Genomic DNA, 21,320 nt, shown 5'->3' with positions numbered 1-21,320 from the left:
ACCGAAATTGCTCGCCGCCATGCCAATGTTCTCGTGGTCGGACGCGATGGTGCAGCGGGCTCGGAGACCGTTTCACGGCTTATACAAGCAGGCGCACATTCTGCCGACTTTCTGCGGGGCGACCTTTCGACGGTCGCAGGAGTAAAGGCAACGGCAGATGGTGTGCTCGCCTGGAAGCCGGAGCTTCACGGCGTGCTGCACACCGCCATGAGCGCGCATGGCGGAAAGCACCTGACTTCTGACGGTTTGGAGTTCACATTCGCCCTGCAATATCTGGCACGCGGGATGATGAATCGCCTGCTGGTCGAGGCGTTGTCAGCCTCGGGTGATGGACGGGTGATCCATATTTCCGGCAGCGTTGGTGAGAAACAATTGCCTGATCTCGATGACCTTCAATACGAACGCAGTAAATGGAGCTTCTTCAAATCGGCGCTCGGCAGTCATGCGCTTAGTTTCCTTCATATTCAGGAGGCAACGCGGCTCTGGGTGGATCGTCCAGTGACGTTGACGGCAGTGTGCGTGGGACCCACCAAGACAAGGGCCATGCTCGATCCGAAGATGCCTCTGATCATGCGGTTTCTCGGCCTGATCGGCACAAAGCCGGAAATGTCTGCCCGGAACGCGGTCACCGCTCTCGTGAGGAGTTCGGCACGAGACCTAAAGGGGACTGTTCTCCGCAAACCCAAAGCATGGACACCAGAGCCGCTGGCATTCGATCCTGTTAAGGCAACGAAACTTTGGGAGATCACCACGTCGCTTGCCGCCGATCATGGGGTTGAATTGAATCGATAGCTGGTTGGCTCCGCTTGAGGGCCACTACTGAAGATATTGGAACGTTGGTTCGACATCCTTATCTATGTCGTTCAGTTGATATGAAAAATGGTGCCGGTGGGCAGCGAAGGTGACACATATGGCAATCGATCCGACAAAAACCCTCAGGCTCAATCTTCCGCAATGGCAGGGCGGCGACCATCCCGGCTACCAAGTTGGCGCGCGTGTCCTGGCGGCGATAGCGCCGGATCCTCGCGGACCTGTCGAAACTGTCGCAGTAGCGAATCCACGTGATGATAACCGCTCGGTGGATCATGGCATCAAGTCACGACCGGCGCTCCTTGATAACCTCAACGCTGCTCGCGCAGCAATTGCACCGCACGATCCAGAGGCGATTGTGACGTTGGGAGGTGACTGCCTCGTAAACCTTGCTCCAACGGCGCACCTCAGTGAGCGGTATGGTGACGAACTCGCTGTCATCTGGATCGATGCTCATCCTGACGTCATGACCGCAGAGGAATTCAACCACGCTCATGCCCATGTGCTTGCCATCCTGATGGGAATTGGCGACGAAGAATTCGCCGCCGCAGTTCCCCGTCCCGTCACTGGTGATAGGGTGCTTTACGTGGGTCTGACCGAGACAACCCCGTACGAGACCGATTTCATCTCCCGCAATGGCATGACGCGATTAAGTCCCGAAGATCTCGATGGATCGGTTCAGCCTGTGCTCGATTGGCTTCGACGTTCGGGCGCTACGAAAGTTGCCGTCCACTTCGATCTCGATGTCCTCGACCCGTCGCTTTACGACTATCTCCTGTTTAACGATCCCTCATCCAGACCCGGTGCGTTCGATGGTGTCGCTAAAGGCCGAATGCGGTTCGAAGACGTGGCCGCAATTCTGCACGCCGTTGACGCGGAGACCGATATTGTCGGTCTTGCAATAGCAGAATATCTTCCGTGGAGCGTGATCAAGTTGTCGGATTCGTTGAGAACGCTTCCGCTGTTCAGGGGGTGAGCTGAAACCATATCGGATCAAACGCATGGCAGCTTCGAGCCAACTGCTGCCTTGGCAGCGTTGCGCCAACAGGAGACATTGCGGCAGCCGAAAATCTAGTTAGCTTTATCCCCATCTACATGCCGGGGTAGCTTCTCTAACGCGAACAGATTGTCGGCCATGAAGTCCACGAACACGCGGATTTTAGGCGATAGGTAGCGGCTTGTTGGCCAAAGGACGCGGAAGACACCCGCCTCTGCGGTGAAGTCTTCGAGTATTGCGATCAGCTTTCTTTCTGCGATCTGTTGAGCCACTGCGAAATGTGGCAAGCACGTTACGCCAAAGCCGTTCTCAGCAAGATGGATAAGCGGTTCAAGTGTGCTGGCTATCGTCGTCATCGGCAGCCCGACGCGCAGCTCTTTGCCGCATTTTGACAGCGGCCACGGCTCGAGTTTGCCAGAGTTGGCATATCTGTGATGCATACAACGATGACGCAGTAAATCTTCGGGGACTTGCGGCACGCCTTCCTCCTTGAGATAGGCGGGTGAAGCGACTATACGATGAGTGAATGAACCAAGTTTTCGGCTCATGAGCCGTGTGTCACGCACGTCACCCGTCCGGACAACGGCATCGAACCCTTCTTCGATCACATCAACCAAGCGATCAGTAAAATCAAGGTCCAGATTGATTTCGGGATAAGCTTTCATAAACGCCGATATCGCTGGCATCAACAGCATTCCCGTTAGCGGAAAACTCACGCGCAACAGGCCGCGAGGCACGCTTTGGGACCTTGAAAGCTGCGCCTGTGCCGCATCCAGTTCAGATAGGATGCGCCGACAGGTATCGAGGAAAAAACTGCCTTCCTCTGTCAACGTCATGCTGCGTGTCGACCGATGGAAAAGGCGCACACCCATCTCTTGTTCAAGGCGCGCGATTGCCTTGCCAACTGCAGAGCTGGAGAGACCCAATCGTTGAGAGGCTGCAACAAAACTGCCGCCCTCAGCGGTTTGGACGAAGATGCTTAGAGTTCCTAACTTATCCATACCGATCCTTATTAAGGAAAAATATTCCGATCTCATCAGAATACGCGACCATTTATCGCTTATCGCGAAGTCGATATCCAGTGTGGCACGGCAATCGACGCCGACTTTTTATGAGAGGAACACACAGTGGATACGAAATCCCCCGCCGGATTTGCCATCTCGCCAGAGCCAACCACGTTCATCGTCAACGTCATTCATGCCCTTCCAGGCAAGCAGGAGGAAGCGTTCCAAATTATTCAGGAGGTCGTCCATTACGTAGCAGAAAGAAAGCCTGGGTTTCTCTGGAGCAATCTCGCCAAGAGCACGGACGGACTGACGGTGGTCAACATTGAAGCTATCCAAGGGGCAGGCAACGTTGACGAGTTCTTTTCCGACCCGGTGTTCGTTGAAAAATTCCGCAAGCTGGAGACGGTCTCGACCAGCGAATTCCACACATATAGTGTCGGCGATCTGGTTCTGCCAAAACTCGAGCAGGCAGGTTGAACACATGTCATCTTTGATCCCAGACGAGCGCACAACGTGCCTAAAGCCAGATGACAATAAATTGCCAATGGCGGCGTTGCTGGCCCTCGCAATGGCTGGTTTCATCACCATTTTGACGGAGGCCCTGCCAGCAGGACTTCTGCCACAGATGAGCGCAGACCTAGCGGTAAGCCCCTCCGCAGTCGGCCAACTCGTCACTGTATATGCCATCGGTTCGCTGGTGGCGGCCATTCCGTTCACCACTGCTACACAGCATATTCCCCGCAAGCCTCTTCTCCTTTGTGCGATAGCCGGGTTTGCAGTGGTCAATACGGTGACGGCGATCACGGGAAGCTACGAGATTATGCTTCTGGCACGCTTTTTTGCGGGCGTTTCTGCAGGCCTGCTTTGGGCAATGATTGCCGGATATGCAGCCCGCATGGTACCGGCTCGGCTTAAAGGAAGTGCTATAGCTGTTGCGATGGTGGGTACACCCCTGGCCTTGTCGCTGGGCATTCCTGCTGGAACCCTGATAGGGTCGTCCATCGGTTGGCGAAGCACATTTGCAGTCATGACCGCGCTGACTGTAGTCCTGATCGGCTGGGTATGTGCGAAGGTGCCCAGTTATTCAGGCACCACGGTCAACGGCCGGGCTTCCATAAGGGGCACACTGGCAATCTGCGGAATAAAGTCGGTGTTGACTGTAACCTTGCTGTTCGTTCTAGCGCACAACATCCTCTACACCTACATCGCGCCGCTTGTGGTTCCCCCAGGATTAGCCCAGAAACTCGACGTCGTGCTGCTGGTGTTCGGGCTAACGGCAATAGCAGGGATCGGTATTGTCGGATATCTGATCGGTCGATGGCTGCGTGAACTTGTACTGGCAAGTATCATGCTTTTCGGAGCGGCTGCGTTAATACTTGGCCTCTGGGGCGATGTGCCAGAACTGTTTTGGCTGGCAACCTGCGTGTGGGGACTGGCCTTTGGTGGTGCTGCCACATTGTTCCAGACGGCAGCCGCAACCGCCTCCGGGCAAGCTTCTGATGTAGCACAGTCTATGATCGTGACGGCCTGGAATTTGGCGATTGCAGGGGGTGGCATTGTCGGTGGCCTACTGCTTGAATACTCTGGAACTGGCTGGATTTCTTGGTCTGTCTTGGCCTTGTTGTTGCTTGCCTACGGCGTTGCGTTTCTCGCAAAAGACAGGGCATTTTCCCCAAATTAGCTACTTCTTCTTCCGCTTCGGGCCCACACAGCGACGAGCGTGCTATATACTATAGTCCGGCTGCCTGACGGAGGCGACGCGGTGGGAGGAGTGGCGGAGGCTTTGATATGGACACCGCCGTACTGCGTAATCGATATCCATGGAACAAGGGAATCCTGGTGGGGCAGAAGCGCCCACTGCAACCAAAGAATGTGTGGTCGATCCGGGTTCGACTAGAGATGAGCGGCGCGATCCGGGAACTGGCGCTCTTCAACCTCGCCATTGACAGCAAGCTTCGCGCTTGTGACCTCGTCAAGCTGAAGGTTGAGGACTTATGGTCCGGTAGTTCGATCCGAGATCGAGCCACCATCATCCAAAAGAAGACGAAGCGGCCCGTGCAGTTCGAGGTCACCGAACAGACCAAGATCGCGCTCGTGGCGTGGCTCCCTTTCCTTCGGAGGAATGGCGGCAGCTATCTATTTCCAAGCCGTAGGAAGATGTCGCATCATTTGTCCACTAGGCAATATGCTCGGATTGTCCACCGCTGGGTCGCATCCGTCGGGCTTGACGCTAATGCCTATGGCACCCACTCCATGAGGCGAACCAAGGCAGCGCAGATTTACAAGAAGACGGGCAACCTTCGAGCCGTCCAGATTTTGCTCGGCCATACCAAGCTGGAAAGCACCGTCCGTTACTTTGGCGTCGAAGTCGACGACGCCCTTAGAATTGCTGAGCAGATTGAGCTATAGCTATCGGCTCATGGCCATCGGCACTAGCCGGTGGTCTCTCTCGCGCCAATAGCGGATGTTAACCGATGGCGACAGTCGCAACCAGGGGCATGCCAAAGTGACTTGGCCGGGCGCGTTGCATCAGCTTATCGGGGCTTGCCAAGGCGGCTACGGGATGCGCATGTGGGCGCGTATTCCTTCCAATTGTATCTGGTGGCCCTCATGTCCAAGCTCTTTTCCCCGGTCACCTTGCGCGGTGTCACGCTTCGCAACCGAACAATCGTTTCTCCGATGTGCCAATATTCGGCGCAGGATGGCTTTGCCAATGAATGGCACTACGTGCATCTGGGGCGCTTCGGAATCGGAGGCTTCGGCTTGGTTCTGATTGAGGCCACAGGGGTCCTGCCCGAAGGGCGCATTTCGTATGCCGACCTGGGGCTGTGGAAGGACGAGCACATTGCCCCGCTTGCCCGGATCGTGAATTTCTTGCACGGCCAGGGTGCCGCCGCGGGCATTCAACTTAGCCACGCAGGTCGCAAAGCCTCGACGCCGGTTTGGCGGGATGAGGCAGATCAGCCCGCGACAGAAGAGCAGCGCCGCGCTGTTGGTTTCGAGCACTGGCCCCCCGTAGGGCCGAGCGCTCAATCCAACGACCCAACCAACGCTGACTATCAGGTTCCCAAAGCACTCGACAGAGACGGCATACGCCGCGTGATCGACGGATTCGCTGCGGCTGCTACGCGCGCCAACCAGGCAGGCTTTGACACGGTTGAAATCCATGCCGCGCATGGTTACCTGCTTAATCAGTTTCTGTCGCCGCTCGCCAACCATCGAACTGATGAATACGGCGGTAGCCGACTAAATCGAATGCGGCTAGTTCTGGAAGTCACCGAAGCCGTCCGCAGCGTGTGGCCAGCCGAAAAACCGCTCATCGTTCGCCTCTCGGTCAGTGACAACAATGCCGACGGCTGGCAGGTGGATGACAGCGTTGCACTGGCCACGGAACTGAAGGCACGTGGTGTTGATGCTATCGACTGCTCTAGCGGCGGCTTTGCTCAGGGCCGCATTAGGTCCGCTCCAGCCTATCAAGTCCCCTTCGCTAAGGCGGTAAAACAAGGTGCCGGTATCCCGACTATCGCAGTAGGACTATTAGGCGATGCCTTAGAAGCCGAAGCATTCATTGAGAACGGCGATACAGATTTTATAGCTTTAGCGCGCGGCGCGCTCAACGACCCCAACTGGCCGCTACATGCCAATCGCGAACTCGGCGGAGATTACACTCTTTGGCCGGTCCAGACCCGTCAAGTCGCTGAACGTGATCGCGTCCTTTCCTCTCCTCAATGAAGTTTCGCCATGATCGAATGTGGCGGTGCGGAGTAGAACTGCTGATGAACGCCGGTTGTCCGTAATGCGAATTGCTGGGAGCCGTGGAATATCTCCTGTGTAGTGGCCGCTCTTGGGCCGTGGGAGGCCCAAAAACTGGACCATAGCATGCGACCATCAATGACCGGTTCGGGCCACATGCGGTTATCCGCTCTGCGCCAATAAGACATGGCGATTGGCATCATCAATTAGACTTCCGTAAACAGCTTCTCCGCTGCGAAATCGATAAAGGCGCGCAGCCTCGGTGTAATAAATCGCGCCGACGGCCAGAGGATGGAGAAATGGCCTGGTGCCGCCAGACTGTCGCTCAGCACCGTTTGTAGCAGGCCTTCGCGAATGGCATCGGCCGCTAGGAACTCTGGCATATAAGCGAGGCCAAGGCTATCGATCGCGGCAGCCCTGATCGCCTCCATGTTTCCACAAGTGAGAGCGACCGTCATGCTCTGGAGGCGGTTGTCTCCGTCTGCCAGACGCCATTCCTGAAACTTGCCCGATGTCGGAAATCGAAAACGCAATGCGTCGTGTTTACGCAGGTCGTCGGGATGTGAAGGCCTGCCCATCCGCCGAAAGTAATCTGGCGATCCACAGACGACAAACCGAAAAGGCCCCAGCCGTCTCGCCATCAGGCTGGAATCGCGCAAGTCACCGCTTCGAATGGCTGCGTCAAATCCGCCTTCGATCAGGTCGACCTGCCTGTCGTTGAAATCGAGCTCCAAATCGATCCGCGGATAACGTTTGCGAAATTCGGGAAGGATGGGCAGCAAAAATCGGTAGCCGATCGTCGGCAGCGTCACGCGCAAGCTGCCGCTCGGTGAACCGCAATTGATCTTGACCGCCTCATGCGTATCGCGCAGGTCGGCCAGTATGGCTCGATAGCGCTCGAACAGCATCGCGCCTTCATCCGTTAGAGAGACCTGCCGCGTGGTTCGGTGGAACAGGCGGACATTCAAAGAGGCTTCCAACCGAGCAACGCTTTTCCCGACGGCAGACGGTGACAGCCCGAGGCTCTGTCCGGCCTTGGCAAAGTTCAGGCGTTCTGCGACCCGGACGAAAGCATCAATTTCGCTCAATTTATCCATCGGATTAGATTAACGAAATTTAGTCCGCAATGAAACTACTAAGAGAAGGATTATCGAACTATACGCTCTGACTGCAAGATTGGATCGCTGCGATACCAGATCATCGCGGTGCCACTGTCCTGCACTGGAGTTTCCATGACTGATACACCCCGAAAATCATCCACCGCCCGGCATTCGGTGCTGGCGGCCGTTTGTCTTGCTGCGTTGACACTGCCTCTCAGCTTCTCTGCCGGCGCAGTAGCCACACCCGTGATCGGGCAAGACCTCGGTGGCTCGCCGGAAGCGTTGATCTGGATCACGAACGCTTTCATGCTCACTTTCGGAAGCCTGCTAATGGCTGCGGGCGCTTTGGCAGACAAATATGGAAGGCGTCGCGTCTTTCTGACGGGCCTGTCGCTCTTTGTTGGATTCTCCTTTGCCCTCGGGCTGGCGAATGCAGTCTGGCTCATCGATGTGCTGCGGGCCTGCCAGGGCGTGGGAGCCGCCGCGGCCCTGGCGGGCGGGACGGCGGCGCTTGCACAGGAATTCGATGGCCACGCCAGAACACGGGCCTTTGGTCTCCTCGGAACGACTTTCGGAGTCGGCCTCGCGTTCGGACCAATCATCACCGGATTGCTAATCGAGACGGTCGGATGGCGCGCGATCTTTCTAGCCGGAGGATTGATCGGCCTCATGGCGCTAGTCCTCGGGCCGCCGCGGATGCGCGAAACGGTAGACCCGAATGCGGCAGGCCTCGACTGGATGGGAGCGACGTGTTTTACCCTGATGTTGACGCTGTTCACCGTCGCGATGATCGAATTGCCTTCCCTCAACGCGATCGGCTTTACGGTTTTAGGTCTGGGATTCGTCATCTCGCTGGCCTCGTTTGTCCTAGTCGAAATCCGGGTGCAGCGGCCGATGTTGGACTTGTCGCTCTTTCGCTATCCGCGTTTCATAGGTGTGCAGCTTCTGCCTGTCGCCACCTGCGCTTGTTTCGTTGTTCTGCTAGTCGTCATTCCCTTGCGTCTGATTGGGATTGAGCAACTCGACGTAATCACGGTGGGCGTCCTGATGCTTGGTTTGTCGGCCCCTATGCTGATCATGCCTTTCATCGCGACGGTATTGGCTCGCAACGTGTCGCCGGGCATCCTGTCTGCCATTGGCCTTCTGATCGCCGCGGTCGGCCTTGTCTGGCTCGCCGAAGTCGGCGCAAACGATGGCAGCTCGCTTGTCTTACCGATGTTGATGATCGGCATCGGCGCTGGATTGCCGTGGGGACTGATGGATGGCCTGTCGGTCAGTGTCGTGCCCATTGAGCGTGCGGGAATGGCCACCGGAATATTCAGTACCGTGCGGGTTGCCGGAGAGGGTATTGCTCTTGCGATCGTCAGCGCGGCGCTATCGGCACTAATCGCGGCGAAGCTTGGCGAGACCACGGGTCTGTCATCCTCGGCGTTGAGCGATATCGGACAGCGCCTCGCTGTTGGGGACCTGGTTTCGGCAGGTGTCCTATCTCCAGGAATCGGCACCAGCAGTCTGCAGGATGCCTATCAAGCGGCATTCGCGACCTTGTGCTGGTGGCTTGCCGCGACAACAGCGATATGCGCCATCACGATCCTTGTTCTATTGCCCAAACATCTCGGTATTAACGGCAGCGCGGCCGAGCAGAAAGCCATTAGCTTAATGGAATAATTGCCGGACAATATTTTGTCCGCTTCGGGCCAAATGCAGCCTTGGCGGCAATGCGCCAACAGTGGTCATTGCGCCGTTGAAAGGCTCCCTTATGCCGAGAGCCTGCTCGGCGGCATAAGGGACGAGTCTAGCGTTGACGCCCAAAGAGAAGGAGCGGTTCGCCCTGCCAGGAAACAGCTACCCCATCATTTAGCTCGTTAACTGCTCGGTAGAGCACCGCGAAGGGATCAGCGGAAGCTTCGACATGGAGCCGCTTTCGAATAGCTTCCCTTGCAGCGCCGGGCGTGGCAATAGAATAGCCTCCGGACTCATATGGCCACGGCTTGCTCAATGCCTCGCCCAAGCCCCATTGTTGAACGTAGGCAGCCCAGGAGGCTCGCGCTTGCCGTAAATCTGGTTCGCCAACAAACCTCAATGCGTCCCGCCAGCTTGGTAAGCCTGTGGCTATAGCGACCAGCTCTTTAAAATCGGACGCAACTATCCCAAATGATCCCTCGGAGTCGATGAGAAGAATTCTTCCGTCTGGCATCAGGTTGAACGTCCCGCCACTACCATCCATTGCGAATTGCTGAGAGCCTTCCGGGGTGATTGTATATTCGTCGCCATCTATTTGCGGCGGTTCCCCTAACTCTAGTTCAAAAATCGAACCTATTTCGAGTTCGAGCGCAGATGCCTCGATTTTTTGGATAATCTCGCTTCTTGTCATTGCTCCTCCAAATGCCGAGCCGTGCCCTAGCGTCATCGCAGCGATGACACCGTAGAGGGCCAGTGCCAGTGGGTTTCGTGCTCTCATGACAATTGATATCCCCTTTTTTTAATTGCCAGCACAAGCCTTGGTCCGTGAACACCATGACCGGTTTGGGCGAATCAATTTTGATCGGGTGTAGTCAACGGACGAGTATGATCTATATTCAACGTGGACTTGTGTGGCGTTATCTTCGTAATAATATTCTTTCGAGGTATTTGCATGACCTATCGATTACAGCGGTGGATGACGCAGGACTTTGTCTTCACCGCCCCGCGTCCTTTCTTCCACGTCGTTGCGGTTGAGCCCCAACATTTCATCTTACAGCCGAGCCCAGGCGACGAAAAAAGTCCATCACTATCCGTTCTGGTACGCGATCAAGGCCAGCCATGGTCACTGGACGAACGCTTCTCCTTCATCGCTGCTGATCTCTTTGGAGCAGAGAGTTCGGCAGACTGGCAGTTGGCGCCGATCCAGCTCTTCGGACGCGAGGGACGCACCGCAACAGGAATTATCTTATCCGCAGCCGCAAACGAGGAGGTAGCCGGCCTTACCCTCGTGAATGGCCGGAGCAACCGCCTCTGGGCGTTTGGCTGGCGTTCGTCAGCCCACCACAGGGATAGAACCGAAAAGGGATTCGAGGTGCTGATGCAAGGACTGCAGGCGCGCGTCGATGAGACCGGCGAAAAGATCCTACTGTCGCAATTCCATCAGCAGGAAAAAAAGCGGCACTCTGCCTCAACGGTGATCAATGCCCCTGGAGCCCCTGTTGAGCATGGTGTGGCAAGCCGTGAATGGGACGAGCGGTTTGAATTAGCGTTGGGCGAAACTGAGGCGTCGCGTGTTGCGCAGTTTTTCGCAGAAGCAATAGCGCTGGAGGAACAGCCATACGGCGAGCCCATGCCTCTTGGCGCTAGCCGCATCGGCGGCGGGCCCGATCTTGTGCCGGGAACATGGCCAGACGACGCGCGCGGAATGCGCCATCCGTTCCTGATGCAGGTCGATCTTGCTGAGGTGAAAGCGGCTTGCAGCACGACCGGGCCTTTGCCTGATGAAGGTCTATTGTCATTTTTTGTTCACGATGACGCTTTGCTGGTCGATGTTGTCTATACGCCAGCGGGATCGTCTCTTGTTCGTCACGACATGACGGAGGCTATCATTGAAGCATCGTCCGCTGCGGTGCAGATCGTCGCAGAACTTGATCCAGATACGCCTATCGGAATGCTGCCACATACGGAAGGCGATCTGGTGACGGCGGAACTCATGGCTGACGGATCGCTGCAGTTCGCCCATACATCCGACCCCGTCTGGTCTGTCGGTCAACCTGGATGCAGGTTCGAGGCTCTTTCTGACGAACGCTGGGCAACCGCGGCATCTGCACTTTTGCTGCCGCGCGCGACCCGGACATTCGACCTTCTGGCGGCCGAGACACATCTAGAAGAGACTGGTCTGGGTTCCATTGACGACCTGGTCGAGGCCTATGAGGATTTCGAGCTTGCTGAAGCGGGCCGACAGGCTGGCGAAGGTCAGCCTCAAGTCCACCAGATGCTGGGCTACGCGACCATCCGCGGTGGCCATGACTGCCGGGTGGAGGCTGCAGAGGATGCTTTGTCCAGAGGTTGGGGCGATCTGGGTGAGCCGATGGCTTGGGTTATCCTCGTGCGTTTACCAGCGGGCTCAGCCACCGGACGGATATTTTGGGACGCCGACGATCTCGTCATCATGGTGCCTGTCGCGGATTTGGCAACCAATCGATTCGACCGCTGTGTGCTCCTATCTGGTTAGGCTCTTTCGCCTTGGTGTCGCCGAGTGATGACGTCATGTCCGTTCATTGTCAGAACCTGCCGCGACAGAATCACGGCATTTGTGTCCACTGCGCAAGTTTCTGATCTGGTCGAGTATCGAAGTGGCTTCGTCCACGCTGGGAGTCTCATATGAAGCTGGTCGAAACGCCGGAATTCTCGATCGAAGCAAATCCGATGTTTGAAAGTATCCGCGTCTTTGCAGGATCAATTGGATTGCGTCGTCAGCCGGAGACGGCGTTCTCGCCACAGATAAGCGTGTGGTCTTCCAAGCGTGAGAGAAAGTCGCCCGAAAAATGGCTCGGCGAACGCCTTAAAGACGACGGCGGCAAGATCGTCGAGCGAAAGACAGTCACCTTCGCGGGCATGGCGGGCGAGATGAGCAAGATAAAGGATCGGCTCGAGGATTGGGACACGAAGGAAAAGCGCGACTGGTACCGTCTGCGTGCACTTCTGGTGTCAGCCGATGGCTCCACTTGGTACCACGCGACCGCTATGGTCAGTGCACCCGAGCTCGTCGAGATCGAGAACGATTTTGAGCGTCTGCTAGGATCCATCCGCCTCAAGCTCGAAGGCAATGCGGTGAATGGAGCAAGAGCTGTGGCGGAATCCGGGCGGGCAGCCGTCCTTGAAAGACTGAAGGACAACATGGAGCGGGTGTCAGCCATCCGTATCCAGCAAAACCATGAAGAACGACGCTTTGAAAATGCAGCCGCAGCGAAGGCACCTGTGTCCAGTATCGAGGAGCGCTTTAACGAGGCGGTTACTGACGCTGGTTTGCAGGAGAAGCGTGACGCCCTGCGTCAAATCGTAATGCCGACGGTTGCCATGGTTGAGTGTGATACCGCCGACGCCAACATCGCTGGACTGAGCCGCATCGGCGGCGGTCCTGACCTTCCTACCGACGTAGATTGGCCACGCGACGACAACGGCTTGCACCTCAATTATCTTGCCCAGATCAATCTCGCTGACGTGCCGGATCGACCGGAAGAGCTACCGGCATTCGGGTTGATCTCCCTGTTCACGGGAACGGACTACACGGATTGGCGCGTCCTTTTCACGTCAGCGGACGCAACTCTCACGTCCCATACAGTTTCGGAAGACGCGATGGGCACGGCAATCTCGGCATCGCAGATGATCGTCTGGGATAGCGACCTCAAGCGGTTTGTACCGAACGGGCAGGCTGTCGACGGACTATCGGTTCGTGTTGACGAGGCCGGTCGCATGACATTCAGCCGAGACGGCGTAATTGTCAGGGCTTTCGCTTCCGAATACGAATTCAGCCGCTCGGCGCAGACGCTGCGCTTCGAACGCTCATTAAGCGCTCCCTTTGGCCAGCGCGGTCCCAACAACAACCCGCGGGCCTATGCTGATATCGGCATCGAAGACCCTTCGGATTTTTCCATCGCGGTCAGCGATCGCTTCAAAATCGGAGACGGACCACAGCACCAGATGTTCGGCACAAGTGGCGTTCGCGACCTCCCTGCGATCCAGCAGATGGCTGCGAAACATGCAGCAAAAAACGGCTGGTCTGATATATCCGCGCCAGATGGCTGGTTTATCCTGGTCAAGCTCGCATCCGGGGGCGAAGCAGATTTCAGCTTCGGTGACCACGGCGACTACATTTTCATGGTCCATCGAGAGGACGCCGCTCAAGCAGATTTCTCGCGAGTCTTCGCATTTGTCGACTCCGGTTAAGTAAGACGGATCAGAACCGAACGCCATGGCTTAACATCCAATCGCGACATAGAAGCGATAGGTCCAACGTCTTCCCTTCCGATCAAGCGTTCGGCGGTGAGCGAAACTTAGGAACAGGTTCGGGATAACGGCTTAACGGAAATTCATCGCACAGACAGGGCGCTGAAGGTTTCAGAGGATTGTGAAAACTCTATGGAGGCTTATTTGGAATATGTTCAGGCAATGGCCGACCGGATGCCGACCACAATGACGTCGCCGAATGAATTCCTGGCACTGTTCGACTGGATGGAGACGAATAGCTTCCTCATGCGCAGCGAAGCCTACCCCGGCGATCTGCTCGGCCTGCTTGGCACGGAGGATCAGATGCAATCGGGTCAGGTGACTGCATGCCCTTGGCGGCGGACCCGGTGAAATCGATGCCAGAGGGAGGATTGTCTACGTACATGGCGGAAGCAGACTAATGGTGACCACGCCGATTAATGGAAAACCCGCGACGGTCGCCAACGGTGGAACGATCGGTCTTGTCGCTCCGAGCCGTGCCCATGTGAAAGCATGGCACGACGCGGGAACAAGCCACGGAGGGAAGTCGATCGAGACACCGCCGTCAGAGCGCGCGAATGGCTCATTTGTAGCTTATCTCCGCGATCCGGACGGAAACAAGCTGACCGCGCGCACGCTACCGTCGGCTTGAGTTGGCCATGCAGGGCAAGGTTTTGTCATCGATGGAAAATGTCTGGAGTACGGATACCGAAGCGTCGTGAGAAGTCGGACCTGCCCACTAAGATCTGTCCGGTCTGTGGGATGTTAGGCAGCTCCGGCGCAGCTCTTTTATGACTTCTGCATTGATGATCACGTCCCCGCCGAGCACCTGTGGCGCGGAATAGACCGTCATCTCGAAATCGATAGCGTTCGAGAGCATTTGAAGCCTTTCTATAGCAGCACTGGCCGTCCCTCGGTCGATCCCGAACTGATGATGCGGACGCTGATTGCCTGAGCTCAGGCGCGGGACGCAAACGCATCGATACTCTGCCCGGAAGTCCGAAAACAGCGGACGCGCCCGTTGCATTGAGTTTTTCAACGAGATCGGGCAATTGCTGACATCAGGCCTGATGAACCATTTTCTCACTTCAGGTTATAAGCCGCTCACCCCGGCTATGAAATCTTTATATGAGGACCATTGTGGCTCGTAGGAGTGCGAAATATCGATGGGGTAGGCAGGGCTCGTTGACAGCCTTTTATTAAGCTGAGCTATCCAGCTATCGAAATCCTTAACGTACCAAAGCCACTCCTTGCGGTTGTTTCCGGTAACCACGAGCATTTGGCGGCCGATCTCGTTCATATCCAAAGGCAGAAGAGCGTCTTCCAATGCGATTTGCGCACTGTTAGCATCCGCATCTGGCATCCCGTTCAAGTCAGTTTCATAGCGCCAGAGAATAACTACCCGGTGCGGTAAATCGGCCTCATGCACCCCGGCGGGCACAGTTTTCAGGCTCCGAAAAATGAGCGCGTTCCCATCTTCCTGACCTGTAGCCGTGAAGTAGATGTCTTTCGCGCTTGAATTCATAGGCACAACCCACGCCGTGATTGCGGCAAAAAACGCCATGAGGAGATTCATGTGCAGCTCCCGAGGCCAACAAGGTAAGCCGATTGTTATATTTGGGAGAAAAACATGGCAAGAACATATGATTGCAATGGGCCAACAGCAGCCTTGGCTGAGTTGCGCCAGAAGCGGACAAGCCCGCACGGCTTGATGACGATCAAGCCGCGCTCTTCCGAGCTATGATTCAGAGCTGCCGCTCTTTTGAGAGCGGGTGTTCCTGCCTGCGATCATATGGCTTCAACAGTTGGCAAACTTGTTCGACATGCTCCCGGAAGGTCGCGTTGGCCTCTCTGTCTCTTTTCGGATTTCCACTCCATATATAGAAATCGAAAATACCGCGTCCCTCTCTTACAAACGGCCACCAAGCGTGACCGACAGATGCGATACGCTGCTCAGGGGCAAATTCTTCGTCACGTATCTCGGCAATCAATCCCTCAATGAAGCGGGATGAACCATCTTGTGCCGCTTGTAAGGTCTTCCAAATGGCGACGAGGTTCTGGTCAAGTTGGTCTTTCGTCGTGTCGGCATTCATTGCCTGCTCCGAAGTTTGCTTTCGTTCTATATCCCACAGAGCAGAGTTATTGAAACGACAGGTGTTAAAAAACGTGCCCCGCACCCAAGCTCTGTCCGCTTCGGGCCAAATGCTGCCTTGGCAGCTTTGCACCATAAGGGGATAGCTACAACCCTGGAGACGCTTGCGACGATTACTATGAAGATGCTTTGTGACGCCCGTGATAAGTCAGCTTACCGGTGGACATGAACTCTGGCGGTTCGCCTCCGATAGCCATATGATCAATCAAGACAAGGGTATTTGCCATCTGGGTCTGGCGTCTGATCTTGGTCACCTGCGTGAGGTCCAGCCTCGAAACTAGATAATCCCAATCTGGTTCTTTGCCGCTCTTCCAGATGATCTCAACAAAATCGTTGTCGATGGAGCAGCCTAGCTCGGACTTCATTGGCCAGATTGGGTTTCGATCCTCCCAGGCCGTGTATTCCTCTTCCGAAGAATCCTGACTTGGCTCTGGTTCCCAGCGAGGATGCCCAAAGGCGGAGGCCTCCTCATTGGTCGCGAAGAGAGCTGTAAATACGTGGATGCCTGAGCTTTTTAACATTGAGCGTCCTGATGGTCGCGGTTGCATTCATTCTTTTGGCGAAGACTAGGCATCTAGCGGCAGAAATGGAAGTCCGCGACAGGCCAACTTCCGCCTTGGCAGCGTTGCGCCAACGGCCGTCATTTCGCTTTTGACTTATTCCCCTAGCCAGCGAGCTTCTGCCCGAGGTAAGTTCCTATGAAACCTCCGCATCCCGCAGCAATGCATGACACCCAAAATGTGGCGTCGAGAGCACCCGCAAGCGACGCTGATAGGCCAGCGCCGATGCCGCCTAAAACACTTGGCAAATGTTTTGTCATTTGATCTCCAAATCTAAACGCCATTTGACTTGGAAGAGCTTAGCTTAACGTTTGCTCGAAACAACTCAATTGTCTGCTTCGAGCCGACTGCTGCCTTGGCAGCGTTGCGCCAAAAGCCCTTACTGACTATCAAGCATGAGCGCCATACTCACAGTATCGAAGAAACTGCCATCAATGAAAACACTACGGTTTTGGACGCCTTCTTTCAAAAAGCCGACTTTTTCGTAAAGACCAATTGCCTGAGGGTTGTCAGAGCGCACCGACAGCTCAATTCGGACAAGTCCGGCTTGTTTTGCTTCGAACAACGCTGCCTCCATTAGGCGGTAGCCCAAACCTCGACCTCTGTAATTGGGAATAATACCCATCCCCAAGTTTCCACGATGCGCGTGCGAAGGAAAGAAGTGACGTGTGATATCGCACCAGCCCACAACCTGATTTTGCACGGTACAAACAACATGCGGATTGCGTTTTTCGATCATATTGAGAACGAAGTCCCGCGTCTCAGGAAGAGGAAACGCCTCAAGCATGGTCAAATATCTTCGCTCTTTTGCAACGGTATCGAGGGCTCTATGAAATCCCTCAATGTGATCCGGGGTTATATTAACAACCTCAATCTGATCCAGTTGATCTGACTCGATTGCACCCATCTGACTCCTCGCGTGGTCGGCGATTAAATCTCGAAGCTAAATGCTGAAACAACGGTTTGCAACGTCTCCTCCGGGTCATCTGCCGCCTTAACAGCAATGCATGATACGCAGGCGCTTATCGTCGACCTGCGAAGAAACTGTCGATGTGGTTTGCAACGTCATCGGGAGCCTCTTCAGCCATGTGGTGGCCGCTCATGATGCCCTGCTTCAGGACGATTTGGTCGCTCCAATTGCCCCAAGGATTTGCTGGGTCGCCGTATAGGCGTTCCATATCGTCGTGCACAGACCATAAAACTGCCAAAGGACATTGCAGTCGTCGACCCGCCTCCTTGTCACTCCTGTCGTCGTCATAATCGAATTCAAGCCCTGCTCGATAATCCGCGAGCATGCCGCGCACCACCTCAAAATTCCGAGTAGCGGCGAGGTAATCCAGATTATTTCGGAGACCAAGAGCTGCGTCGGGAGGATACCAGAGGTCAGGGTTGGCTTGGATCGCTGCTTCCGCTTTTTCGCTCTGGGCAAAAAAGAACCAATGCCACCACTCCTTCGCAAAGCGCCAATCTGCTCGGTTCAAAACCTCGTAAATCGGAATACCATCCATTACGACGAGGCCCGCGACACTTTCCGGGAAATCCATTGCGAGACGGAACGCACGGTATGATCCGCGATCATGGCCAGCGACACCGAACCTGTCGTGCCCAAGCTCTACCAAACATTCATGTAGTGCCGCAGCCTTTGCCTTTCCCGAGCTAGCCGCGATGGTTTCGGGCTGATAGCTACGCCCGAAGCCAGGCATATCCGCACAAACCACCGTGAAGTTACGTGCAAGTTGAGGGGCGACCTTGAACCAGGTGGTGTGCGTCCTCGGATGTCCATGTAGGAGCAAAATGGGAAAGCCGGTCCCGCCCCACCTTACACGAATCTCGCCCCGCGATGTCGTGATGAAGTTTTCCGTGAAATCCTCAAAGAAATCCGCCATTGTCTGTCCTTCAATCATTTCGATCTTCCCTTGAATACGCATCTAGGGAGCCCTCGGTTCCGAGGACGGATCAGGACTAAAAACATGCCCTCCGGATTAAGATTTCTCACTCGATGTTTGCTTCGCGAAACAATCGGTCGTTGGAGATTTCACTCCTCGTATCGGTTCGCCACGACCAAAGTCTGGTCTCTATTGGTCACGAGGTCGACACGGCCACCGCTTTTAAAGCTTTCTGGATAGACAGAGTACCGTAGCGCCGCGTCGAAAGATGGACCTACCTTCGCGTCCGTACCGTAATCTCTTCCGTCACCGGAGACCCTGTTACTCGTGAACTGCCATCCGCTCACAAGGCTTTGAAAGTCATCAGGGTCAATTCTAAACGCGCAAGTTACGATTAGGTCGGTGACGGCAGTTGCTGAACATTCGATATCTCGAACCGACCGTGGCAATTCCTTGATGTTCATGATGAAGGCGACCCTTGCCGGGTCCTTACGGTCGTCAGTGGCGATTAGATGGTAAAGGTACGCACAAGGAAGCCCGACAACCAACGCGATAACGATGGCACTGCTAGAAAAACGTCCTCTTAGAAAGCTCACTCGCATCCCCACATACTGTCGCTTACCTGCCTGCCTTGCGCCAGCCAGCGGCACGGGCATCGGTTTCCGAACAGAACCAACGCTCGCCATATTCCGTCCTGATCGTGGTGGAGGCGTAATCGAGCTGGCCGGGAACGTGGAAAATTCGCTCCCGGGAATTGATGCTGACATTGCCTTTAATGTTGCACGCAGCGTCCCACAGTTCGCGCGGTGCCAACGTATATCCGCCCGTGGCAAGAAATACGACGCCAGATGAAGCTATTACGATCAAGCCGAAGTTGCTCATACCTCGCGGTATAAGGAAGCATTCTTCAAATAGCGTTGCTTGGAACATTAAAATCCGCCTTATGCGGTCTGGTTTGCCGCGCCTCCCGCGTCAATCGTGATATTTAGAGGGAAAGGCGGTGTCTACTTTCGATCCACAGCGTGAATGTTGCTTTATGTAGAACTGAATCAACGCGGTAGACGCCGACCGTCCACAGGTCGAATTTGCAAAAAAAGTTCATCGCTGGAGACACGATGCAAAATTATCAGGTGCGACTTGCTTCGATGATCAAGGAGTTTGGGGCCCCAAAGGGCGGCAAAGACATCGCGGATGTGGAACGCTTTCGCAGCAAGGTGCCAGATGCGATGATCGAGTTCTGGCAGCTACATGGGACCGGTACGATATTGAATGGTTATTTCCAGTTCTGCGACCCGTGCGACTATGCATCAATCGTAAAGCAAATTTTCGACGGAGACAGCCAACTCAAACCCGAGCAGACATATATGCTGGGATTTGGTGCGTTCGGATCAATGGTCCTTTGGAATGAGGTGTACCAGAACGTGGGCGTCGATCTCGTAAGAGGTCATGTCTCATGCCAGGCCCTGGTCAGCGGAAAAACATATGACCCGAATATTGCCGTTACTAGCGCATTGGTGATGCTCGATGATCCAACATTTGATGAGTATGACGCCAATGCTGAAAAGCTGTTCGAGACAGCCCGCTCGACGCTTGGAACACTCGCCGTAGGCCAAGTATACGGATTTAAGCCCATCTTGGCGTTTGGTGGCAACAGGGCTCTGTCGAGCCTCGCGATTTATAATGCCAAACCGCATATGGCCGTTCTAGCCCAAGCACATGAGATGCAGTTGATGGATTATGATCCGTATCCGGCTCAGCCGGTGCGAGTCATAGGCGGGTAGCAAACCCAAGGCCGTGTGCGCCAATCGCAAACATCGCAATCTTGGATATCAGTTCGAGAGCCAAATCAACGAGAGACCGCAAACAATAAAGGAACACTGAATATGGGCAGTGAGAGTTTCGTGGTGCGGAGGGCAGGCTTGGCCGACGCTGACGCCGTCGCGGAAGTTGCGCGGTATTCACGAAAGCACTTTCTGCCTTATCTGCCTGAACTCCATACTTTGGAAGAGGACAAGGTGTTCTTTCGAACCGTTGTTTTCCAAGAAAATGATGTTTGGCTTGCCGAGGATGAGGATGAAGTCGTCGGATTTTGCGCCTTCAGGAACGGATGGCTGGATCATCTTTACGTTTTGCCGTCGCATGTAGGAAAAAGGCTTGGTGCAAGGCTATTGAACATAGCGAAGGAGACCTATCCGCACTTGCAATTATGGACGTTTCAAAAAAATGCTCGTGCCATCAGCTTTTATAAACGCGAGGGCTTTGTAAAACTCAGAGAAACGGATGGCTCTGAGAACGAAGAACGAATTCCAGACGCGTTATTAGAATGGCGAAATCCCGTGTCGTGATTGACCGAGGACCATGTTGTGCCGAAACCTATTGAGTCTGTGTTGCGCCATAAGCGGTCATACCACTCTCAGCGAGAAGGCCAACGCCAGCCCCCCGATCCTACATGCCCATTACGGTGCGGGCGTCATATAGCGAATCGACCTGATGGTGAGCGCTTAAATCCTTGCTCATAACGAGATCAGGGATTTGGATGACTTTGCCGATGCCTGCCGCCAGCGCAGCCCGCACGCCGAGATCGCTGTCATCCAATGCTATACATTGAGATGGCTCCAAGCTGAGGGTCTTCGCCGCAGCAACATAAACGTCTGGAGCGGGTTTTCCACGCGCAACCTTGTCAACACCCACGACCGCGTCGATCCGCTTCAGAAGGCCCGCGTGCTCAAGCTTCCATTCCGCCCGCGCGGTTACGCTATTCGTGGCGATGGCCCGAGGCAATTGGTTCTGGTCAAGCGCGTCTAGGAAGTCATGAACGCCTGGACGCAAAGGGATGCCGTCCCGCATTCTGTCATCCATGGCTCCGTTCCAAACACGGTCGAGTTCTGCTCCGTCAATGCTCGCGCCAAGTTCGAGATTGATCAGCCTTGCGCTCTCAGTACGGTCAATTCCAACGAGAGTCCGAAAGAAGGCGGGAGCGAGGTGATAACCGAGGTCCCTCAAGACTGCTGGTCCGACTTCGAACTGGAGTCTTTCCGTGTCAAGAAGGAGCCCATCAAGATCGAGGACAACGCCGGAGAAATGCAAAGCCATCGTTATTCCT

At 55.2% G+C, this 21,320-nt stretch carries 22 protein-coding genes and 2 pseudogenes; 14 read left to right on the top strand and 10 right to left on the bottom strand.

The window, feature by feature from the left end; all coding sequences use genetic code 11:
* The coding region (locus tag DSM25558_RS28870; protein WP_077106628.1) for a Rossmann-fold NAD(P)-binding domain-containing protein at positions 1-792 on the top strand (792 nt) is incomplete at its 5' end.
* Positions 793-910: 118 nt separating this feature from the next.
* Positions 911-1,786 carry an arginase family protein gene (locus DSM25558_RS21025; protein WP_077106627.1) on the top strand — a complete coding sequence of 292 codons (876 nt, stop codon included), beginning with the start codon at positions 911-913 and terminating at the stop codon, positions 1,784-1,786.
* A 95-nt stretch (positions 1,787-1,881) separates the two neighbouring features.
* On the opposite strand, the gene DSM25558_RS21020 is transcribed toward DSM25558_RS21025, so the two are convergent.
* Positions 1,882-2,808 carry a LysR family transcriptional regulator gene (locus DSM25558_RS21020; protein WP_077106626.1) on the bottom strand — a complete coding sequence of 309 codons (927 nt, stop codon included), beginning with the start codon at positions 2,806-2,808 and terminating at the stop codon, positions 1,882-1,884.
* Between the two features lie 126 nt (positions 2,809-2,934).
* On the opposite strand from DSM25558_RS21020, the gene DSM25558_RS21015 reads away from it, so the two are divergent.
* The 4 genes from DSM25558_RS21015 to DSM25558_RS21000 all read left to right on the top strand — a co-directional run bounded on the left by DSM25558_RS21015 (position 2,935) and on the right by DSM25558_RS21000 (position 6,546).
* Positions 2,935-3,291, top strand: coding sequence for an antibiotic biosynthesis monooxygenase (locus DSM25558_RS21015; protein ID WP_077106625.1), 357 nt, complete (start codon positions 2,935-2,937; stop codon positions 3,289-3,291).
* 4 nt (positions 3,292-3,295) lie between these two features.
* Entirely contained in the window at positions 3,296-4,495 is a 1,200-nt protein-coding gene (locus DSM25558_RS21010; protein WP_077106624.1) for an MFS transporter, read from the top strand.
* A 107-nt stretch (positions 4,496-4,602) separates the two neighbouring features.
* Positions 4,603-5,223, top strand: a complete 621-nt coding sequence (locus tag DSM25558_RS21005; protein WP_077106623.1) for a tyrosine-type recombinase/integrase — start codon at positions 4,603-4,605, stop codon at positions 5,221-5,223.
* 201 nt (positions 5,224-5,424) lie between these two features.
* On the top strand, positions 5,425-6,546 hold the full coding sequence (locus DSM25558_RS21000; RefSeq protein ID WP_077106622.1) for an NADH:flavin oxidoreductase/NADH oxidase: 1,122 nt from the start codon (positions 5,425-5,427) through the stop codon (positions 6,544-6,546).
* Between the two features lie 227 nt (positions 6,547-6,773).
* Here the strand turns inward: DSM25558_RS21000 and DSM25558_RS20990 are convergent, their stop codons facing one another.
* Positions 6,774-7,664 carry a LysR family transcriptional regulator gene (locus tag DSM25558_RS20990; protein WP_077106620.1) on the bottom strand — a complete coding sequence of 297 codons (891 nt, stop codon included), beginning with the start codon at positions 7,662-7,664 and terminating at the stop codon, positions 6,774-6,776.
* A 135-nt stretch (positions 7,665-7,799) separates the two neighbouring features.
* Here DSM25558_RS20990 and DSM25558_RS20985 point away from each other — a divergent pair, with 135 nt between their 5' ends.
* Entirely contained in the window at positions 7,800-9,335 is a 1,536-nt protein-coding gene (locus tag DSM25558_RS20985; RefSeq protein WP_181013856.1) for an MFS transporter, read from the top strand.
* A gap of 127 nt (positions 9,336-9,462) precedes the next feature.
* Here the strand turns inward: DSM25558_RS20985 and DSM25558_RS20980 are convergent, their stop codons facing one another.
* Positions 9,463-10,041 (bottom strand): hypothetical protein, encoded by a 579-nt coding sequence (locus tag DSM25558_RS20980; RefSeq protein WP_143240191.1) that lies wholly within the window; start codon positions 10,039-10,041, stop codon positions 9,463-9,465.
* Between the two features lie 261 nt (positions 10,042-10,302).
* Between DSM25558_RS20980 and DSM25558_RS20975 the strand changes: the two genes are divergently transcribed.
* The 5 genes and pseudogenes from DSM25558_RS20975 to DSM25558_RS29450 form a co-directional block, all read left to right on the top strand.
* Positions 10,303-11,865, top strand: a complete 1,563-nt coding sequence (locus tag DSM25558_RS20975; protein ID WP_083716600.1) for a DUF1963 domain-containing protein — start codon at positions 10,303-10,305, stop codon at positions 11,863-11,865.
* A gap of 149 nt (positions 11,866-12,014) precedes the next feature.
* A complete protein-coding gene (locus tag DSM25558_RS20970; protein ID WP_077106617.1) occupies positions 12,015-13,580 on the top strand; it encodes a DUF1963 domain-containing protein in 1,566 nt (521 codons plus the stop codon).
* A 192-nt stretch (positions 13,581-13,772) separates the two neighbouring features.
* Positions 13,773-13,991, top strand: coding sequence for a hypothetical protein (locus tag DSM25558_RS20965; RefSeq protein WP_077106616.1), 219 nt, complete (start codon positions 13,773-13,775; stop codon positions 13,989-13,991).
* A pseudogene (locus DSM25558_RS20960) lies at positions 13,969-14,271 on the top strand (VOC family protein); the annotation flags it as partial. The gene DSM25558_RS20965 and the pseudogene DSM25558_RS20960, both read left to right, overlap by 23 nt.
* A gap of 150 nt (positions 14,272-14,421) precedes the next feature.
* Positions 14,422-14,568: pseudogene (locus DSM25558_RS29450) on the top strand (IS5/IS1182 family transposase); the annotation flags it as partial.
* A 144-nt stretch (positions 14,569-14,712) separates the two neighbouring features.
* Here DSM25558_RS29450 and DSM25558_RS20950 read toward each other — a convergent pair.
* From DSM25558_RS20950 to DSM25558_RS20920, 6 genes are all read right to left on the bottom strand, one after another.
* On the bottom strand, positions 14,713-15,195 hold the full coding sequence (locus DSM25558_RS20950) for a DUF695 domain-containing protein (protein ID WP_083716598.1): 483 nt from the start codon (positions 15,193-15,195) through the stop codon (positions 14,713-14,715).
* Positions 15,196-15,364: 169 nt separating this feature from the next.
* Complete coding sequence (locus tag DSM25558_RS20945) at positions 15,365-15,712, bottom strand: hypothetical protein (protein ID WP_077106615.1); 348 nt, start codon at positions 15,710-15,712, stop codon at positions 15,365-15,367.
* A 175-nt stretch (positions 15,713-15,887) separates the two neighbouring features.
* Entirely contained in the window at positions 15,888-16,292 is a 405-nt protein-coding gene (locus DSM25558_RS28525) for a hypothetical protein (protein ID WP_143240190.1), read from the bottom strand.
* Positions 16,293-16,710: 418 nt separating this feature from the next.
* Complete coding sequence (locus tag DSM25558_RS20935) at positions 16,711-17,238, bottom strand: GNAT family N-acetyltransferase (protein ID WP_077106613.1); 528 nt, start codon at positions 17,236-17,238, stop codon at positions 16,711-16,713.
* A 115-nt stretch (positions 17,239-17,353) separates the two neighbouring features.
* Positions 17,354-18,235 carry an alpha/beta fold hydrolase gene (locus DSM25558_RS20930; RefSeq protein WP_371480330.1) on the bottom strand — a complete coding sequence of 294 codons (882 nt, stop codon included), beginning with the start codon at positions 18,233-18,235 and terminating at the stop codon, positions 17,354-17,356.
* 600 nt (positions 18,236-18,835) lie between these two features.
* Complete coding sequence (locus tag DSM25558_RS20920) at positions 18,836-19,084, bottom strand: sunset domain-containing protein (protein ID WP_371480328.1); 249 nt, start codon at positions 19,082-19,084, stop codon at positions 18,836-18,838.
* A 248-nt stretch (positions 19,085-19,332) separates the two neighbouring features.
* On the opposite strand from DSM25558_RS20920, the gene DSM25558_RS20915 reads away from it, so the two are divergent.
* Both DSM25558_RS20915 and DSM25558_RS20910 read left to right on the top strand, forming a co-directional pair.
* Positions 19,333-19,998, top strand: a complete 666-nt coding sequence (locus tag DSM25558_RS20915; protein WP_077106610.1) for a GAD-like domain-containing protein — start codon at positions 19,333-19,335, stop codon at positions 19,996-19,998.
* Between the two features lie 138 nt (positions 19,999-20,136).
* The gene (locus tag DSM25558_RS20910; RefSeq protein ID WP_244554269.1) at positions 20,137-20,562 is read left to right on the top strand and encodes a GNAT family N-acetyltransferase; all 426 of its coding nucleotides are present in this window, start codon (positions 20,137-20,139) and stop codon (positions 20,560-20,562) included.
* 100 nt (positions 20,563-20,662) lie between these two features.
* Here DSM25558_RS20910 and DSM25558_RS20905 read toward each other — a convergent pair whose 3' ends face one another.
* On the bottom strand, positions 20,663-21,310 hold the full coding sequence (locus tag DSM25558_RS20905; protein WP_065700781.1) for an HAD family hydrolase: 648 nt from the start codon (positions 21,308-21,310) through the stop codon (positions 20,663-20,665).
* Positions 21,311-21,320: the final 10 nt, after the last annotated feature.

It is taken from the genome of Agrobacterium sp. DSM 25558 (assembly GCF_900100825.1).
Lineage (GTDB): Bacteria > Pseudomonadota > Alphaproteobacteria > Rhizobiales > Rhizobiaceae > Agrobacterium.
The sequence above is the reverse complement of the archived record's forward strand: the minus strand, read 5'-3'. Positions and strand labels throughout refer to the sequence as shown.

Bases quoted from the DNA above. Each gene is read 5' to 3' on its own strand.
- DSM25558_RS21025 (WP_077106627.1), top strand. From the start codon at position 911: ATGGCAATCGATCCGACAAAAACCCTCAGGCTCAATCTTCCGCAATGG.
- DSM25558_RS21020 (WP_077106626.1), bottom strand. From the start codon at position 2,808: ATGGATAAGTTAGGAACTCTAAGCATCTTCGTCCAAACCGCTGAGGGC.
- DSM25558_RS21010 (WP_077106624.1), top strand. From the start codon at position 3,296: ATGTCATCTTTGATCCCAGACGAGCGCACAACGTGCCTAAAGCCAGAT.
- DSM25558_RS21005 (WP_077106623.1), top strand. From the start codon at position 4,603: ATGGACACCGCCGTACTGCGTAATCGATATCCATGGAACAAGGGAATC.
- DSM25558_RS21000 (WP_077106622.1), top strand. From the start codon at position 5,425: ATGTCCAAGCTCTTTTCCCCGGTCACCTTGCGCGGTGTCACGCTTCGC.
- DSM25558_RS20990 (WP_077106620.1), bottom strand. From the start codon at position 7,664: ATGGATAAATTGAGCGAAATTGATGCTTTCGTCCGGGTCGCAGAACGC.
- DSM25558_RS20985 (WP_181013856.1), top strand. From the start codon at position 7,800: ATGACTGATACACCCCGAAAATCATCCACCGCCCGGCATTCGGTGCTG.
- DSM25558_RS20980 (WP_143240191.1), bottom strand. From the start codon at position 10,041: ATGACAAGAAGCGAGATTATCCAAAAAATCGAGGCATCTGCGCTCGAA.
- DSM25558_RS20975 (WP_083716600.1), top strand. From the start codon at position 10,303: ATGACCTATCGATTACAGCGGTGGATGACGCAGGACTTTGTCTTCACC.
- DSM25558_RS20970 (WP_077106617.1), top strand. From the start codon at position 12,015: ATGAAGCTGGTCGAAACGCCGGAATTCTCGATCGAAGCAAATCCGATG.
- DSM25558_RS20965 (WP_077106616.1), top strand. From the start codon at position 13,773: ATGGAGGCTTATTTGGAATATGTTCAGGCAATGGCCGACCGGATGCCG.
- DSM25558_RS20950 (WP_083716598.1), bottom strand. From the start codon at position 15,195: ATGAATCTCCTCATGGCGTTTTTTGCCGCAATCACGGCGTGGGTTGTG.
- DSM25558_RS20945 (WP_077106615.1), bottom strand. From the start codon at position 15,712: ATGAATGCCGACACGACGAAAGACCAACTTGACCAGAACCTCGTCGCC.
- DSM25558_RS28525 (WP_143240190.1), bottom strand. From the start codon at position 16,292: ATGTTAAAAAGCTCAGGCATCCACGTATTTACAGCTCTCTTCGCGACC.
- DSM25558_RS20935 (WP_077106613.1), bottom strand. From the start codon at position 17,238: ATGGGTGCAATCGAGTCAGATCAACTGGATCAGATTGAGGTTGTTAAT.
- DSM25558_RS20930 (WP_371480330.1), bottom strand. From the start codon at position 18,235: ATGATTGAAGGACAGACAATGGCGGATTTCTTTGAGGATTTCACGGAA.
- DSM25558_RS20915 (WP_077106610.1), top strand. From the start codon at position 19,333: ATGCAAAATTATCAGGTGCGACTTGCTTCGATGATCAAGGAGTTTGGG.
- DSM25558_RS20905 (WP_065700781.1), bottom strand. From the start codon at position 21,310: ATGGCTTTGCATTTCTCCGGCGTTGTCCTCGATCTTGATGGGCTCCTT.